Origin of the sequence: Paenibacillus sp. FSL P4-0338 (assembly GCF_038002365.1) — a bacterium.
GTDB lineage: Bacteria > Bacillota > Bacilli > Paenibacillales > Paenibacillaceae > Paenibacillus_AQ.
Genome location: NZ_JBBOCG010000001.1, coordinates 1,261,654 through 1,276,628, shown reverse-complemented (window position 1 = coordinate 1,276,628; position 14,975 = coordinate 1,261,654). Strand labels below are relative to the sequence as shown.

16 protein-coding genes are annotated in these 14,975 nt (G+C 54.0%); 2 read left to right on the top strand and 14 right to left on the bottom strand.

Annotated elements, in window-relative coordinates; all coding sequences use genetic code 11:
- Positions 1–137: 137 nt before the first annotated feature.
- The 11 genes from ltrA to MKZ07_RS05500 all read right to left on the bottom strand — a co-directional run bounded on the left by ltrA (position 138) and on the right by MKZ07_RS05500 (position 10,010).
- Positions 138–1,430: a group II intron reverse transcriptase/maturase gene (gene ltrA / locus MKZ07_RS05550; RefSeq protein WP_036694821.1), complete on the bottom strand. Its 1,293-nt coding sequence runs from the start codon at positions 1,428–1,430 to the stop codon at positions 138–140.
- A gap of 635 nt (positions 1,431–2,065) precedes the next feature.
- The gene (rnc, locus tag MKZ07_RS05545) at positions 2,066–2,770 is read right to left on the bottom strand and encodes a ribonuclease III (protein WP_036694163.1); all 705 of its coding nucleotides are present in this window, start codon (positions 2,768–2,770) and stop codon (positions 2,066–2,068) included.
- Positions 2,771–2,784: 14 nt separating this feature from the next.
- Positions 2,785–4,023, bottom strand: a complete 1,239-nt coding sequence (fabF, locus tag MKZ07_RS05540) for a beta-ketoacyl-ACP synthase II (protein WP_076154017.1) — start codon at positions 4,021–4,023, stop codon at positions 2,785–2,787.
- Between the two features lie 223 nt (positions 4,024–4,246).
- Complete coding sequence (gene acpP / locus MKZ07_RS05535; RefSeq protein ID WP_036694165.1) at positions 4,247–4,480, bottom strand: acyl carrier protein; 234 nt, start codon at positions 4,478–4,480, stop codon at positions 4,247–4,249.
- A gap of 124 nt (positions 4,481–4,604) precedes the next feature.
- A complete protein-coding gene (gene fabG / locus MKZ07_RS05530) occupies positions 4,605–5,354 on the bottom strand; it encodes a 3-oxoacyl-ACP reductase FabG (protein ID WP_036694166.1) in 750 nt (249 codons plus the stop codon).
- Between the two features lie 52 nt (positions 5,355–5,406).
- A complete protein-coding gene (fabD, locus tag MKZ07_RS05525; RefSeq protein ID WP_036694169.1) occupies positions 5,407–6,330 on the bottom strand; it encodes an ACP S-malonyltransferase in 924 nt (307 codons plus the stop codon).
- A 91-nt stretch (positions 6,331–6,421) separates the two neighbouring features.
- Positions 6,422–7,411 (bottom strand): beta-ketoacyl-ACP synthase III, encoded by a 990-nt coding sequence (locus MKZ07_RS05520; protein ID WP_156949599.1) that lies wholly within the window; start codon positions 7,409–7,411, stop codon positions 6,422–6,424.
- Between the two features lie 8 nt (positions 7,412–7,419).
- A complete protein-coding gene (gene plsX / locus MKZ07_RS05515) occupies positions 7,420–8,409 on the bottom strand; it encodes a phosphate acyltransferase PlsX (protein WP_036694171.1) in 990 nt (329 codons plus the stop codon).
- Positions 8,393–8,989, bottom strand: a complete 597-nt coding sequence (fapR, locus tag MKZ07_RS05510; protein WP_036694172.1) for a transcription factor FapR — start codon at positions 8,987–8,989, stop codon at positions 8,393–8,395. The genes plsX and fapR overlap by 17 nt, the downstream gene beginning before the upstream one ends.
- A 275-nt stretch (positions 8,990–9,264) precedes the next feature.
- Positions 9,265–9,438, bottom strand: a complete 174-nt coding sequence (gene rpmF / locus MKZ07_RS05505; protein ID WP_076154019.1) for a 50S ribosomal protein L32 — start codon at positions 9,436–9,438, stop codon at positions 9,265–9,267.
- Positions 9,439–9,488: 50 nt separating this feature from the next.
- Positions 9,489–10,010 carry a YceD family protein gene (locus tag MKZ07_RS05500; protein WP_076154020.1) on the bottom strand — a complete coding sequence of 174 codons (522 nt, stop codon included), beginning with the start codon at positions 10,008–10,010 and terminating at the stop codon, positions 9,489–9,491.
- Positions 10,011–10,149: 139 nt separating this feature from the next.
- On the opposite strand from MKZ07_RS05500, the gene MKZ07_RS05495 reads away from it, so the two are divergent.
- Positions 10,150–11,388, top strand: coding sequence for a nucleotidyltransferase (locus MKZ07_RS05495; RefSeq protein ID WP_341027890.1), 1,239 nt, complete (start codon positions 10,150–10,152; stop codon positions 11,386–11,388).
- Here MKZ07_RS05495 and MKZ07_RS05490 read toward each other — a convergent pair.
- The gene (locus tag MKZ07_RS05490; RefSeq protein WP_341024975.1) at positions 11,378–12,418 is read right to left on the bottom strand and encodes a SepM family pheromone-processing serine protease; all 1,041 of its coding nucleotides are present in this window, start codon (positions 12,416–12,418) and stop codon (positions 11,378–11,380) included. The two genes, MKZ07_RS05495 and MKZ07_RS05490, sit on opposite strands and share 11 nt — an antisense overlap.
- Before the next feature lie 159 nt (positions 12,419–12,577).
- On the opposite strand from MKZ07_RS05490, the gene MKZ07_RS05485 reads away from it, so the two are divergent.
- The gene (locus tag MKZ07_RS05485; RefSeq protein WP_341024973.1) at positions 12,578–13,834 is read left to right on the top strand and encodes a nucleoside recognition domain-containing protein; all 1,257 of its coding nucleotides are present in this window, start codon (positions 12,578–12,580) and stop codon (positions 13,832–13,834) included.
- On the opposite strand, the gene coaD is transcribed toward MKZ07_RS05485, so the two are convergent.
- Both coaD and rsmD read right to left on the bottom strand, forming a co-directional pair.
- The gene (coaD, locus tag MKZ07_RS05480) at positions 13,806–14,324 is read right to left on the bottom strand and encodes a pantetheine-phosphate adenylyltransferase (protein ID WP_036728903.1); all 519 of its coding nucleotides are present in this window, start codon (positions 14,322–14,324) and stop codon (positions 13,806–13,808) included. The two genes, MKZ07_RS05485 and coaD, sit on opposite strands and share 29 nt — an antisense overlap.
- A complete protein-coding gene (gene rsmD, locus MKZ07_RS05475) occupies positions 14,308–14,916 on the bottom strand; it encodes a 16S rRNA (guanine(966)-N(2))-methyltransferase RsmD (RefSeq protein ID WP_341024970.1) in 609 nt (202 codons plus the stop codon). Before rsmD ends, coaD begins: the two co-directional genes overlap by 17 nt.
- Positions 14,917–14,975 lie beyond the last annotated feature (59 nt).

Below are 14,975 nucleotides of genomic sequence, written 5' to 3'. Positions count from 1 at the left end.
TAGAGGGATAATTTATCGCGTGAAACAGATAAATTCTAGAGTAAAGGGCTGGTGCAACCCAGCCCCTCCTCATCAAACCGTACGTGAGGTTTTCCCTCATACGGCTTTCCGATGTTTGTCATTCATCGGCATGCAGATTACAATAGCGTTTTTAGTCCATATTGGATGGTCAAATATCTAACTTCTGACCGGGATCTCATCCATCTTCCTCGTTGTCTCTTCTTCGCATACCACCGGGTAAATCGTTGCAGAATATACCAATCCAGTTTTGCTAACCTCTTTTGGCTGTACTTTGTGTAATAGTAGTTTCTCCATCCTTGAATCTTGGGATTGAGCCATTCCACGTGTTCCGCAAACGATTTCGAACGCATGCTGGGCGGTGCTAATCTTTCTTTAACCACGCCTCGAATTCGTTCCTCCGCCTTCTTCGTTAGCCACTGCTGCGTGGTGTAATACACCTTGCCTTGGGATGTTTCTGCCTTCTTTTTCCGGTGGTGCATTCCTAAGAAGTCGAATCCTTCGTCTCCTGTCCATAAGCCGACAATACGGGTTTTGGTTGGGTGTAGCGTCAGCTCCAGACGTTCCATGATTCTGCGTATGAGTTCATACGCATGTCCGGCGTCCTTTTTAGTTTTACAGACCACCACAAGATCGTCTGCATACCTCGTGAGTTCACCTACTCCTTTCCCGTGTTTTTCCCACAGTCGGTCAAAATAGTTCAGATAGATGTTCGCCAAAAGTGGTGAGATCACTCCACCTTGTGGTGTGCCTAAATCGGAACGTCTTACGTTTCCTTCTTCCATGACTCCCGCCTGAAGCCACTTCCGGATTAACTTCAGGATTCGTCTGTCATTGATACGCATTTGTACCAATTTCATCAGTTTCTCCTGGTTAATATTGTCGAAGTAACCTTGGATGTCGACGTCGACTACCCAATTTCCTTTGCGGTTGCAGGCTTTCCGGATTCGATCCAGTGCTCCTTTCGCACTTCGCTTCGGGCGAAATCCGAAGGATACTTCTTCGAAATCCGCTTCGAAGATCGGTTCAATGACGAGTTTGGTTGCCATCTGCACCACTCGGTCGCGCACGCTGGGTATGCCCAGCGGTCTTGGTTTCCCGTCTTTCTTTGGGATATAGTGCCGCCGTACGGGCTGTGGGTGGTAGTTACCATCCTTTAATGCTCGCTCGCAGTCTTTGAGAAATTGCACTTCTCCTTGTTTCTCAATATCCGCGAGCGTCACCGTATCTACTCCGGCAGCCCCCTTGTTCGCTTTCACCCGTTTCCAGGCTTCACTCAGCACATCCCAGCGGTAGACTTTGTCGTACAGTGCATGGAATTTACGCTTGTTGTTCTCCTTGGCCGCATGACCTAGCTTTTCTTGGAGTTCTTGAACTTTTTCCTTAGGTGTCGTTAGCCTACTGGCATTCACTCACTCGTACCTCCTCCAAAAGCATAAACAAAGCAGGGCTCCTTCTCTCCCTAAGGTTATGTTGTCCTTAGGTTCCTCGGTACTATGAGCCCCTCGGACTCCCTTCCCACAGACGGTTCATTTCATCTTTTGGACTTATAGAGCGTCTTTTTACGGGTTTCTAAAAAAAAAATCCTCCCGTGTGGGGGAGGGTCTCCCCAGTTCACTATGTCTTCTTTCCTTCCATGCCGATCCCCATACGCCGGAGGATTCTTCACTGCCGTTCCAAGTTCTCTGCAGCTTCCATGGTCTTCACCCATATAAGCGAGGTTCGACTTCCTCTCTTCCCCCTTGCGGGGCCTTTATGACGACGCGGCAGGATTCACTTCATGTTACGGCCTGGCGGGTTGCTCGCCCTGTCTCTGACCGGACTTTTGTCGATGCGCTTCTACGCACGGATTTCGCCGTACGCAGGCATCCTAGCTACACGGGGGCTTGGCCCCTCCCGTGACCGGACTTTCACCGGTTAGAAGATACGCGCTTTCTGGGCACGCCTTATATTTCGAAAAAGAGCAGCAAAAGTCTGACTTCCGCCGAACCGCCGGCATTCAGACCATTGCTGCTCTACTCCGCATTCCAAATGTTCAAATCTGCCTTCAGGCACCGTCTTCCTTCAGAAGCAATAACGCCGCTGCCGCTGCCTGCTGTTCCGCTTCCTTCTTGGAGCGGCCGCTGCCGCTGCCTAGTGAACGGCTGGCCATATATACTTCTGAGACGAACTCACGCTCATGCGCCGGTCCGCGTTCTTCAATAATCCGATATTCCAGCGTACCCAATCCATGATGCTGTATCAGTTCCTGAAGCTCTGTCTTGAAGTCGCTCATCTGCATTTGCAGCTTACCGTCGGTTTCAACCAGCGGGAATACGTGATTATCCAGGAATCTTCGGGCCGTTTCCAGGCCCTGATCGAGATAGAGCGCTCCCACGAAGGCTTCGAACACATCGGCCAGCAGAGCCGGGCGGGTACGCCCGCCCGTAAGCTCTTCCCCTTTTCCCAGCAGTACGTACCGCCCGAAGCCCAAGGTCTCGGCGAACCGGACCAGCGACGGCTCACAGACAATCGCAGCACGCAGCTTGGTCAATTCTCCTTCGGGTCTGTCCGGGAGCAGATTATACAGATATTCGGACACCGTCAGCTCAAGCACCGCATCACCCAGGAACTCCAGGCGCTCGTTGTCCTGATGCTGATTGAACCGGTGTTCGTTCACATATGATGCATGGGTGAAAGCCTGCTTCAGAAGTACAGGATCGTGAAATTGGATTTGAAGTTGGCTCTGTAACTGCTTCAGGTCTCCTTTCACTGCACTGTCTCCCCTTACTTATTATATTTTTTGAGAATAACGGTCGCGTTATGTCCCCCGAATCCGAAGGAATTCGACATCGCTATATTCAGCTCCGCCTGACGTGGCACATTCGGAACATAGTCCAAATCGCAGTCCGGGTCAGGGTTGTCCAAATTGATGGTAGGCGCAATCATGTTCTTCTGCAGGGACAGCCCGCAGATAATCGCTTCCACCCCGCCGGCAGCGCCAAGCAAGTGGCCTGTCATCGACTTGGTCGAGCTGATCGCTACCTTATACGCATGCTCTCCGAGCGCCTTCTTGACAGCGGCTGTCTCTGATTTATCCCCTACAGGTGTAGATGTACCATGCGCATTGATGTAGTCGATATCCTCAGGATTAATGCCGGCATCACGGATCGCCATCTTCATGCAGCGTGCTGCACCGTCAGGATCAGGCTCCGTCATGTGGTGGGCATCGGCGCTGAGACCATAGCCGATTACTTCGGCATAGATCTTGGCTCCGCGCTTCTCTGCGTGTTCCAGGGATTCGAGAATCAGGATTCCCGCACCCTCGCCCATGACGAAACCGTCACGGTCCACATCAAACGGTCGGCTGGCCTTCTCCGGCTCGTCATTGCGGGTAGACATGGCTCTCATTGCACAAAAGCCTGCCATTCCTGTAGGACGAATGGTCGCTTCCGCACCGCCGCAGATCATCGCATCCGCATCACCGCGCTGGATCAGACGGAAGGATTCCCCGATGGAGTGGCTGCCTGTCGCACAAGCGGTCACTGTCGTTGTATTCGGTCCCTTGGCCCCGAGGTTGATCGACAGCTGGCCGGAGCCCATGTTGGCAATCATCATCGGAATGAAGAACGGGCTGACCCGCTTCGGGCCTTTTTCGAGCAGCAGGTTGTGGTTATCCTCCCATGTGCCCAGGCCGCCAATTCCGGAACCGACAGATACCCCGATCCGCTCTGCATCAATATCTTCACCGATCGTAAGTCCGCTGTCTTTCAGCGCATCTTCACCGGCAGCAACCGCGAATTGTACGAACCGGTCCATCTTACGGGCTTCCTTGCGGCCGAAGCGTGCTTCCGCATCGAAATCCTTGACCGAAGAAGCGATTCGTGTTGGATATTCACTGACATCAAAAGCTTCAACCAGGGATACTCCGGACTTGCCGCTCATGAGGCTATCCCAGAACGTCTCAAGATCCTTACCCAGCGAAGTCATTACACCCATACCAGTTACAACTACTCTATGATTCAAACATAATCACCCCGTCTATAGGCTGTGTACCTCTACAATTTGTAAACGCAAACATGCCAGATGTCTATATAAACTGCAGTCGCCGCAAGATTAGTTAATCTGCGGTTCTGTTATTATCTTTATCAAGATGCTCATGCACCACTTCGCGGATGCTTGGCTTAAAGAACCGTAAAATGAGGAGAAGTCCCGCCCTGACAGGAACGGGACCCTCAATCATATGACTCTAGGTATGAGATTGTATGTACTTCACAACTTCACCCACGGTCGTAATTCTCTCTGCATCTTCATCAGAGATTTCCATGTCGAATTCATCTTCCAATTCCATTACCAATTCTACAACATCAAGAGAATCAGCACCTAAATCATCTTTGAAAGACGCTTCTAATGTTACCTCTGCTTCATCGGCACCTAAGCGGTCGATGACAATGCGTGTTACACGCTCTAATACATCGGACATCCGGTTCACCTCCTCTTTTGGTATTATACGAGATATGAAGTCAAAATACCATAGAGCATAAAAAACGCTGCCCTGGCCGCCTCTGTCCATCTTCCCCCGTAATGATCTGATGCCCTGCGAAGCCTTACATATACATTCCGCCATCCACATGAAGCGTCTGGCCTGTCATGTAGGCCGCCCCTTCCGAAGCCAGGAATACCGCCGCATTCGCAATGTCCTCCGCCCGCCCAAGCTCTCCCAAGGGAATCCCCTTGATCAGCTCGCTGCGAACCTCATCGGACAACTCGCGGGTCATGTCGGTATCAATGAAGCCGGGCGCGATGCAGTTCACGGTGATTCCACGTGAAGACAGCTCGCGGGCCGCAGACTTCGTCATGCCGATTACACCTGCTTTGGCAGCGGTATAGTTCACCTGTCCGGGATTCCCCGTCACACCCACGACCGAAGAAATATTGATGATCCGGCCATAACGCTGCTTCATCATCGGGCGGGTTACTGCCTTCAGGCAGTTGAAGACGCCCTTCAGATTCGTCTCGATGACCTGATCGAATTCTTCCTCTTTCATGCGCATAATCAGATTATCCCGGGTAATGCCCGCATTATTCACCAGAATATCGATTTTCCCCCAGGTCTGGATAACCTGTTTGACCAGGTTCTCGGCGTCACTGCTGCTGCCGACATTTCCCTGCAGAGCGATTCCTTCCGAGCCCAGCTCGTGAATACGGGCCACGGTCTCTTCAGCCGCCTGAAGACTGCCGGAATAGTTCACCGCGACCTTCACGCCATGAGCAGCCAGTGCCAAGGCTATGCTGCGGCCGATCCCCCGGGACCCTCCGGTTACAAGGGCGGTCTGACCTTTTAGTGCTGCAAACATGCTATGTTGTCCCCCTTCGATAATCATGCGGCTGCGGCTAGGCCCAAGCTGCTTACCAGCCAGCCTGCACGCTCTCCAGACTGTTGATATTCACAACCTTGACATTCCTGTCAATCTTGCGGATCAGGCCAGACAGCACACTGCCGGAACCGATCTCTACAAAAGTATCTACCCCTGCGCCAATAAGCCATTCCACGCTATCCTGCCAGAGTACCGGAGAATACACCTGTTCTACCAGCAGCTTGCGGATTTCTTCCGGGTCTGTCACCGGAGCAGCAGTCACATTGACCACTACCGGCATAGCGGGAGCATTGAAGGTTACCTTGTCGAGCTCAGCAGCCAGCCGCTCAGCCGCACCCTTCATTAATGAGGAGTGGAACGGCCCGCTAACCTCCAGCGGAATCGCCCGTTTGCCCCCGGCTTCCTTCACACGCTGGATCACCTCACCGACACCGGCCACGGAACCGGAGACCACAATCTGTCCCGGACAATTGACATTCGCCAGTTCAACGGGAGTACCCGCCGCTGTAATACTACGGCATAATTCCGTAAGCCCTTCACGGTCTGCTCCAAGCACAGCTGCCATAGCCCCCTGTCCTCCGGGAACGGCTTCTTCCATGAATTGTCCGCGCAGGCGGACCAGCCTTACAGCATCTTCATAGGACAGCACGCCGGCTGCCACAAGAGCGCTATATTCACCGAGACTGTGGCCTGCCACATAATCCGGCGTAACCTTAAGGCCGCTTAGCGCTTCCAGATAAGCCACACTGGCCGTAACCAGTGCCGGCTGCGTATTCACCGTCTGCTTAAGCTCGCTGTCCGGCCCTTCAAATACAAGCCCGCTCAGCGGAAATCCAAGCACCTCGTCACCCTTTTCAAAGACTGCACGGCTCTGAGGCAATGCTTCATATACATCCTTACCCATACCGACTGCCTGTGCACCCTGACCGGGAAAGACAAATGCGATTTTGCTCATGAGGTATAAAGCTCCTTCCCTTTAACTGCAGTCAACCCGGATATTCTCCGGATCGAGCTGCTGCGCGTTGCTATTATTAATGCCCCGATTCTTACCAGATCAGCACGGAAGCGCCCCAGGTAAGTCCGCCGCCGAAGCCGACCATAAGCACAGCATCTCCGGCCTTCATCCGGCCTTCCTCGGCTGCTTCTACAAGAGCCAGCGGAATGGAGGCTGCAGAGGTATTTGCGTATTTATCAACGTTGACTACAACCTTCTCCGGCGGCAGATCCAAACGCTGCATAGCGGATTGAATAATCCGGATGTTGGCCTGATGCGGCACGAACAAGTCGATATTCTCCTTAGACAATCCCGCCTTGGTAAGCACACGCTCCGTAGCCGATCCCATGATGCGTACTGCGAACTTGAAGACCTCGCGGCCATTCATATAGATGAAGTGCTTCTTATCTTCTACGGTCTGCTGGGAAGCCGGGAGGCGCGAGCCGCCAGCTTCAAGATTAAGCAGGCTGCCGCCAGAGCCTTCTGCCCCAAGATCAAAGGACTGGAAGCCGCGTCCTTCCGGAACCTCGCCGACGATTACCGCACCGGCACCGTCACCGAACAGCACGCAGGTGTTGCGGTCTGTATAGTCTGTAATACGCGACAGTGTATCCGCACCGATCACCAGCGCATTGTTATACATTCCATTCTGGATAAAGCCGGTAGCCGTAGCCAGGCTGTAGACAAACCCCGAGCAGGCTGCCGACAGGTCAAAGGCGGCTGCGTTCTTGGCTCCCAGCTTGTCCTGAAGAATGCAAGCTGTGGACGGGAAGGCACTGTCAGGTGTAACTGTAGCGACTATAATCAGATCGAGCTCCTCGGCCTTCATGCCTGCGGACTCCAGTGCCTTCAGGGCCGCTTCATAGGCCAGATCAGAGGTAGCCTGCTCCGGTGCCGCAATATGCCGTTCCCGGATTCCTGTACGGCTGACAATCCATTCATCATTCGTTTCGACGATCTTCTCCAGATCGCTGTTGGTTAATACTTTCTCAGGTACATATTTCCCAGTTCCAATAATTCCTACCGGACGTAATTGTCTCATGTCTTCACTCACTTCCCGCTAATTTCCTTCGATATACTAGGCACCAGATCCGCCTTCAATGCAATCCGCGCCTGTCTTACCGCATTCTTCACCGCATTGCCGTCGGACGAACCATGCCCCTTGACTACCAGGCCGCTAAGACCGAGCAGCGGTGCTCCGCCGTGTTCCTTATAATCCATCTTGCCCTTCAGGCTTCTAAGCTCCGGCATCAGGATCGCCGCACCCAGCTTCGTCTTAAGCGATTTGCTGAACTGCTCCTTCAGCAGGGAGAACATCGCGCCGGCCGTTCCTTCCAGCGTCTTCAGAAGTATATTACCGGCGAAGCCGTCACAGACCAGCACATCGCAGCTTCCGGTGAGCACATCCCGCGCTTCCACATTGCCGACAAAATGAATGCCCTGCAGCGCCTCAAGGAGCGGATAGGCTTCCTTAGTCAATTCATTCCCCTTGCCCGGCTCAGCTCCGACGTTCAGCAATCCTACCCGGGGCTTCGCAATGCCGTGCACTTTGTTGCGGTATATGCTGCCGATCAGTGCATACTGTGCCAGATGCTGCGGCTTGGCATCCATATTGGCGCCAAGATCCAGGGCCAGTACACCGACATCATCCAGCGTCGGAATCATCGGAGCCAGTGCCGGCCGTTCGATCCCTTCCATTCTTCCGACTACCAGAAGTCCTGTAGTCATCAGCGCTCCGGTATTCCCGGAGGAGATCATGGCATCAGCCTCACCCTCGCGGACCATCCGTCCGGCTACGACCATGGATGAGTCCTTTTTGCGGCGGACCGCCTTCACCGGCTCTTCATCCGAACCGATCACATCCCCCGCATGACGTACAGTAACGTTGGAGGGCTTAGTCTTCAGCAGCGGCCCAAGCCGCGCTTCATCGCCGACCAGCACGATCTCTATATCACTCCACTCCGCAGCCGCTGCAAGCGCGCCTTCCACATTACATTCAGGAGCATTATCCCCGCCCATGGCATCAATGGCGATCCGCACTCCGGTTTCCCCCTTCGCTGTACTCTTCAGTTGCTGAACGATACACTATAAAATGGCCTTGAAATACCAGCTCTTCTCCGACATATGTAAACACATCCACTTCAGCTTTGCCGTTCCGGCCCGCAAGTGACCGCACCTGCGCCTTGGCTATACACTTCTCGCCCAGCCGGACCATGCGCACAAACCGGATGTCGGCCGAAGCCGTTAAGGCAATCTCATCATTAATAATGGCTACTGCCAGCGAATTCGCCTGACCGAAGACATAGTGGCCCCGGGCAATTCCATTGCGGGAGAACACATGCTCATCGCGGATCTCGAAGATCGAAATTCCGCTCCGGTCAAGCTGCAGATCCACAATATCACCGACCACTTCATCGACTGGCAGGGAACGCACCTGATCATAGGAATGCTCTGCCATCTGCTTCATCCGCTCACGCAGCTCCGGAATCCCCAGCTCCAGCCGATCCAGCCGGATCGTCTGGATACTCACCTTCAGCTGGCGGGTCAATTCCCGGTCAGTTACAAACGGGTTCCCTTCAATTATAGCCAGCAGCTGCTGCTGACGTTCCTTCTTGGACATCCGCTCGATAGCGGCTCACCTCCCGGCACAGGCCTGATGTGCAGCTCACCGGCCAGCAAGAGTGGCCGCTGTAGTTATGATTCTCTGTTATCCTTTAGCATTTAGAACCAGGTACTAATATGTAGTATAAAGCATGCCGCCGCAAAAATAAAGCTTTGGCTTGAAAAGTGCCTGAAAACCCGCGCAGTGCAAGGAATGCAAGCTCCACCCCGGCTTCATTTTTTCCATAAAAATAGCACTTCACCGGCAGATGAAGTGCTACTCTTATGTGCAAACTATTGTTTGATGATTTCTCTTGCTTTGTATGTTCCGCAAACTTTACATACGTGGTGGGAAAGCTTCAGCTCTCCGCATTGTTCGCATTTCACCATACCTGGAACAACCAGTTTAAAGTGAGTACGACGCTTGTCACGGCGAGTCTTGGACGTTCTGCGTTGTGGTACTGCCATTGTTAGACACCTCCTGATTTTGTTGTAACCCAATTCCTTGGGATTTGTTCTTAGTCATCTTGCTTGGTAAAGAATCCTTTCAACGCAGCGAGTCTTGGATCGATCACTGTGTTGTCGCAACTGCAGGTGCCTTCGTTCAAGTTCTGTCCGCATTTCTGACAAAGACCAAGACAGTCTGCCTTGCACAATACCGAATCCGGTAAGTGCAGTACGAAATTTTCTTCCACATACGGGATAAGATCCACAATCTCATCTTTGATGTAAATGAGATTCTCATCATCATCTTCCGGAAGAATTGGCTGCTTAAGCCACTTGAAGGTCTCAGCGAAAGGAATGTTCAGCTTACTCTTGACCTCACCCAGACAACGTGAACATAACATGTCCACTTCTCCACTCAGTGTTCCCACCACGTTCACACTATCGGTTCCCGCGGGCAGCGCTTTAAGGTCTACTGAGAGTGGTGCAACAGCAAGTATATCCTTGCGCCCTGTGACAACCTCACTGACATCCACAACTTCGTGGAGGACCAGAGGCTCGTCGGCATTCGCTAATTTGCGAAAGTGAATGTTCATCGTTATCACTCCAAACAAACAAAATTTATTATACCTATTATTCCCTGACTTTGTCAACCACTTTCCCTTTTTATTGTTTCAGGGGGCGTGACAATTTATGATATACATTATAGATTCCAGAATGGGGCGTGATGCAACTGTGTCAACTGTAGGTATTATAGCCGAATATAACCCTTTACATAACGGGCATGTCCATCATTTCACCGAGGCCAAAAGAATATCGGGAGCGGACCGCTCGGTCGTCATTATGAGCGGACCGTTCACCCAGCGCGGCGAGCCGGCGGCGGTCAGCAAGCGCGCCCGCACCGAGATGGCGCTGCTTATGGGCGCCGATCTGGTTATTGAATTGCCGGTGGCGTACGCCGTCCAGCCAGCGGAATGGTTCGCCTTCGGAGCGGTCTCCCTGCTGGAGGCGACCGGCGTCGTCGACAGCCTGTGCTTCGGCTCCGAAGCGGGCACTTTGGGCGTGTTGCTGCCTCTGGCCGCCTTCCTGGCCAAAGAGAGCAGCGCGCTTAAGGAGGAGATCCGCGCGCGCCTCTCTGAGGGCGCGGGCTTCCCCGCCGCCTACAGCGCAGCTGCGGCGGCGGCCTGGAAGGCCTCTTTCATGGGAGAGGAGAACCCGGAAGATGCCGAAGATATATTGCGGCAGCCCAACAACAGCCTCGGCCTGCACTACCTGATCGCGCTAAGGCGGCTGGGCAGCACGATCAAGCCCTTAACCGTGCCGCGTACCGGCGCGGGCTTCCACGACCCGCTAGAGGGCGGGTCGGCCATTGCCAGTGCAACAGCCATCCGCAGGCTGCTGCAGGAGGGCGGATCACCGGAGGCTTACATGCCGGAGTACGCCCTGTCCATCCTGGAGCGGGAGCGCGCCGCAGGCCGGGGGCCAGTGCTGCTTGAAGACTTCTCCAGGCCGCTGCGCCATGTGCTCTCCACGCGTTCCACTGCGGAGCTACACACGATACAGGATATGAACGAAGGCTTGGAGAACCGGCTGCTCCGCAGCCTGCCACAGCTGGACAAGTTCACCGTCAGCGGTCTGCTGCAGGAACTCAAGAGCAGACGGTATACGCTCACCAGGCTCCAGCGTCTGCTGCTCCACACCCTGCTGAACCACAGCAAAGCAGAGATGTCCCCCTCCGTTCTCTCTCAGGGTCCCGGCTACATAAGGGTTCTCGGGTTCCGCGAGAGCGGCCGGGAGCTGCTGAAGCAGATGAAGCAGACAGCGGCGCTTCCGGTGATTACAAGCCCTGCCCGTTACACCCATTCCATGCTGGAGCGGGACCTCCAGGCGGCCGCTGTGTTCGCCGGGGCTTATGCCGACCCGCGGCGCAGCGATCTGTACAGTGATTATCTCGAGCCGCCGGTCAGGATTTGATGACCGGCAGCTCCTCCATGTATTTCAAGGCATCGGATAGCGTTGAGACAGGAATCAGCTTCATATTCGTGCCGATTTGCTCCGCCTTTGCCTTGGCTTCATCATAGTTCTTGAGCGGAACGAAGAAGATCTCCGCGCCCTTGCGGTCGGCTGCTACAATCTTATGCTTCACGCCGCCGATTGGCCCCACGTTCCCCTCCGCATCTATCGTACCCGTACCTGCCACCTTCCGGCCCTTGGTGAGATCTCCCGGCGTAAGCCGGTTGTAGATTTCCATGGTGAACATCAGTCCGGCAGAGGGTCCGCCCACGTTAGTATCCACGAAACTGACGGCTTTGCCTTCTTCCTTAGGCTCCACCTTTTGAACCGCACCAATAACGACTCCGAATCCCGGCCGTGCAGCCGCAGCTTCTTTATCCTTGACCCCCACCAGCTTGACCTGCTCCTTGATCTCTTTGCCGTCGCGCAGGAGTAATACCTCCACAGTATCCCCAATTTGATGAACAGACAGCAATTTGGACAGAGCGGCCGGATCGGCTGCCTTTTGCCCGCCTACACTGATGATCTTGTCCCCGGGCTTGAACCGGTCCTGATTCGCAGCCTCAGGTACGGAGAACACATACAGATAATCCACGACATCCGCATAGGGTACACCTGCCGCATGATAAGCTGCCTGCACGGCGTAGGATTGTGAACTATTCATATAGAATACCTGCTCCGCCGCATATTCCTGCTCCGTCTTATCTTGCAAGCGGGTCTCTTTCAATACTACCTCGGCATTCGAGTTGAACACAGAAGCGATTAGTAGAGCCACATTCGCATAGCTTGCAGAGACCGTAGTCATCATGAAGGTCCCCTGCTCCTGCGGATCGGCATTCTCAACCTTGATCATCGGTGCCACCTCGGAGGCACTTCCCGGCTGGTATACAATATAAGGCGTGTTCATAAAGACCACAACATAGAGAATGACCACGAATGAAAATAAATAGGCTGAAGCGCGGAGGCCTACCCGGCGTTTATACTGCCTCAAGTCTCTTCCCCTTCTTTCCTGCGGAATGTGCCCCGGCACTTAGAATGTGGTACCAGCCCCTGGAGCTTCACTCCGGCTGTGGCATGATGGTTGTCTCCCCTGCATAAATTGATAACAAGATCTGCCCATGTCCTAAGCTATGAAGAGGGGATAACTCTAATGATAAACTTTAGATTCAGACGCTTCCTGTCGGGTTCAGCTCCATTTATACCCGGGGCTGCAGCCATTCTGCTCGCTATAGCAATAGTCCTAGCACCCGAAGCCTCATTCAAGGCTTCACTTGCGGGACTTACGCTCTGGTGGACCCTGGTCTTTCCTGCGCTGCTGCCCTTCCTGATCCTCTCAGAGATGCTGAGCGCATCTGGCTTCGTGCACGGTATCGGCGTCCTGCTTGAGCCGCTGATGAAGCGGTGCTTCCGGCTTCCCGGGGCGGGCGGATGGACGCTGGTGCTCGGCCTTACAGCCGGCTTCCCGGCCGGAGCCGGAGGAGTGATGCAGTTGCACAAGCAAGGGGACATTACGGACAAGGAGGCCGGACGCCTGGCGGCTATCGTACATTATGCCAGTCCAGTCACGCTGCTTATTGTGGTCGGAACAGCCTTCCTGCACAGTCCTGCCGCCGGGTATGCCCTGCTTGTCATCCACTGGCTGTCAGGGTTAGCCGCAGGTATTCTATCCGCCGGCTTCAATGGCTCCCGCAGGATAACCTCATCTATTCAGCAAGAAAGTGATCCCAGCCTTACCGGCGGCCGCCCCCACACCAAAAAAGCATCTTTGCCCCGGCGTATCCATCAGGCAGCAGCGGATGCCCGTTCAAGGGACGGACGGGGCTTCGGCAAGGTGCTCGGTGAGTCCGTATCCTCCGCCGTACAGAACCTGATGATTGTAGGCGGCTATATGATCATGTTCGCAGTTGTCGTAAGTATTGTTACCCGGCTATTCCCTCAGCTGCCGGCTCTGGTTACAGCAAGCATGCTTGAGATTCATCTCGGAGCCCGGTCAATGACTTCAGCCACAGCAGGTCCCGAAGGCTTCGTCATAGGCGGTCTTCTTGGCCCGGCACTGCTGTCCGCCGGACTGGCCTGGAGCGGCATCTGCGCCCAGCTCCAGGCACTGACTGTGCTGAAGGCAGCTAATGTCCGCTTTCTCCCGTTCACCGCAGTCAGGCTGGTGCATGGACTAATTGCCTTTGTGTTAACAATCCTGCTGTGGACGCCGCTGCTCCATATTCAGTCTGCGGTGCTGCCGGTTCTTGGGGGTTCTCCCCCAGCTGCCCTGCCGCAAGCGGGCCTTGCGCTGAATATATGGACTCTGTCCCCTCAGATCTTGGGACTTCAGACCCTGCTTGTTACGCTTCTGCTGTTGCTGTCTGCTGCCGTGAAGCTGTTCACTTCGAACCGCCGTCCATCCGGCTGAACTTCAGCTTCATAGCCTGCTCCACCTCAGGGGTTACAAAATCCGAGACCTTCCCGCCGAAGTGGGCAATCTCCTTCACCACACTGGAGCTAAGATAGGAGTATCTCGGATTGGTCATCATAAATATAGTTTCCGCTTCAGGATCAAGGTTATGATTAATGGAAGCATTCTGGAGCTCATATTCAAAATCGGTAACGGTCCGGATTCCCCGGACAATAACCTGCGCATCCTTTTGCCTCAAATAGTTAACCAGGAGATCACGGAAGCTGTCCACCTCAACATTCGGAATATCCGCTGTTGCCTGACGCAGAAGCTCTGTCCGTTCCTCGACCGAGAACAACGGATTCTTGCTCAGGTTGTTCAGCACCGTCACAATCAGCCTGTCGAACTGTTTGGCGGCCCGGTGAATAATATCCATATGTCCCAGCGTAACCGGATCGAAGGTTCCCGGATAGATGGCGACACGTTCTTTTCTAATTTGCAGACTCATCATTAACCTCCTTGCCGCGTACGGCAGCCTCTGGAACAGCAGCTTCATACCGGTAGATAGAGATCGTAATCTCTCCATAGACGGATTGCTTAGTTCTCACGAACCCGGGTATATCCTCCGGATAGGCATATCCCGACTCATGCTCCAGCACGATCACTGCATCAGGGTTCAGCAACAGCTTGTCCGCCAGCGTAACCATCAGCTCGTCTCCATGCTTCATACGGTAAGGCGGGTCCAGAAAAACAAGATCAAATACTTTCCCCCGCTTCTGAAGTGCCCCAAGCGCTCTTCCCGCATCATTGCGGTAGACCTCAGCCTGTGCCTCCAGCCGGGCCGCCTTCAGATTTGCGCGCACCGTGTCAATCGCCTTCTGCTCCATGTCCACAAACACTGCGGCTTCCATCCCTCTGCTAAGGGCTTCGATCCCCAGGCCTCCGGTACCGGCATACAGATCAAGCACCGTACCTCCCTCAAAATAAGGCCCGATCATACTGAATAACGCTTCCTTCACTTTATCGGTAGTAGGCCGTGTGCCATTGCCTGGAACACTTTTAAGCGGCCTGCCTTTTGCACTTCCCGATATGACTCTCACCGATCATCCACCTGCTTTTTAGCTTTTATGTCTCTACATTACTATGCCATTTCAGGGCA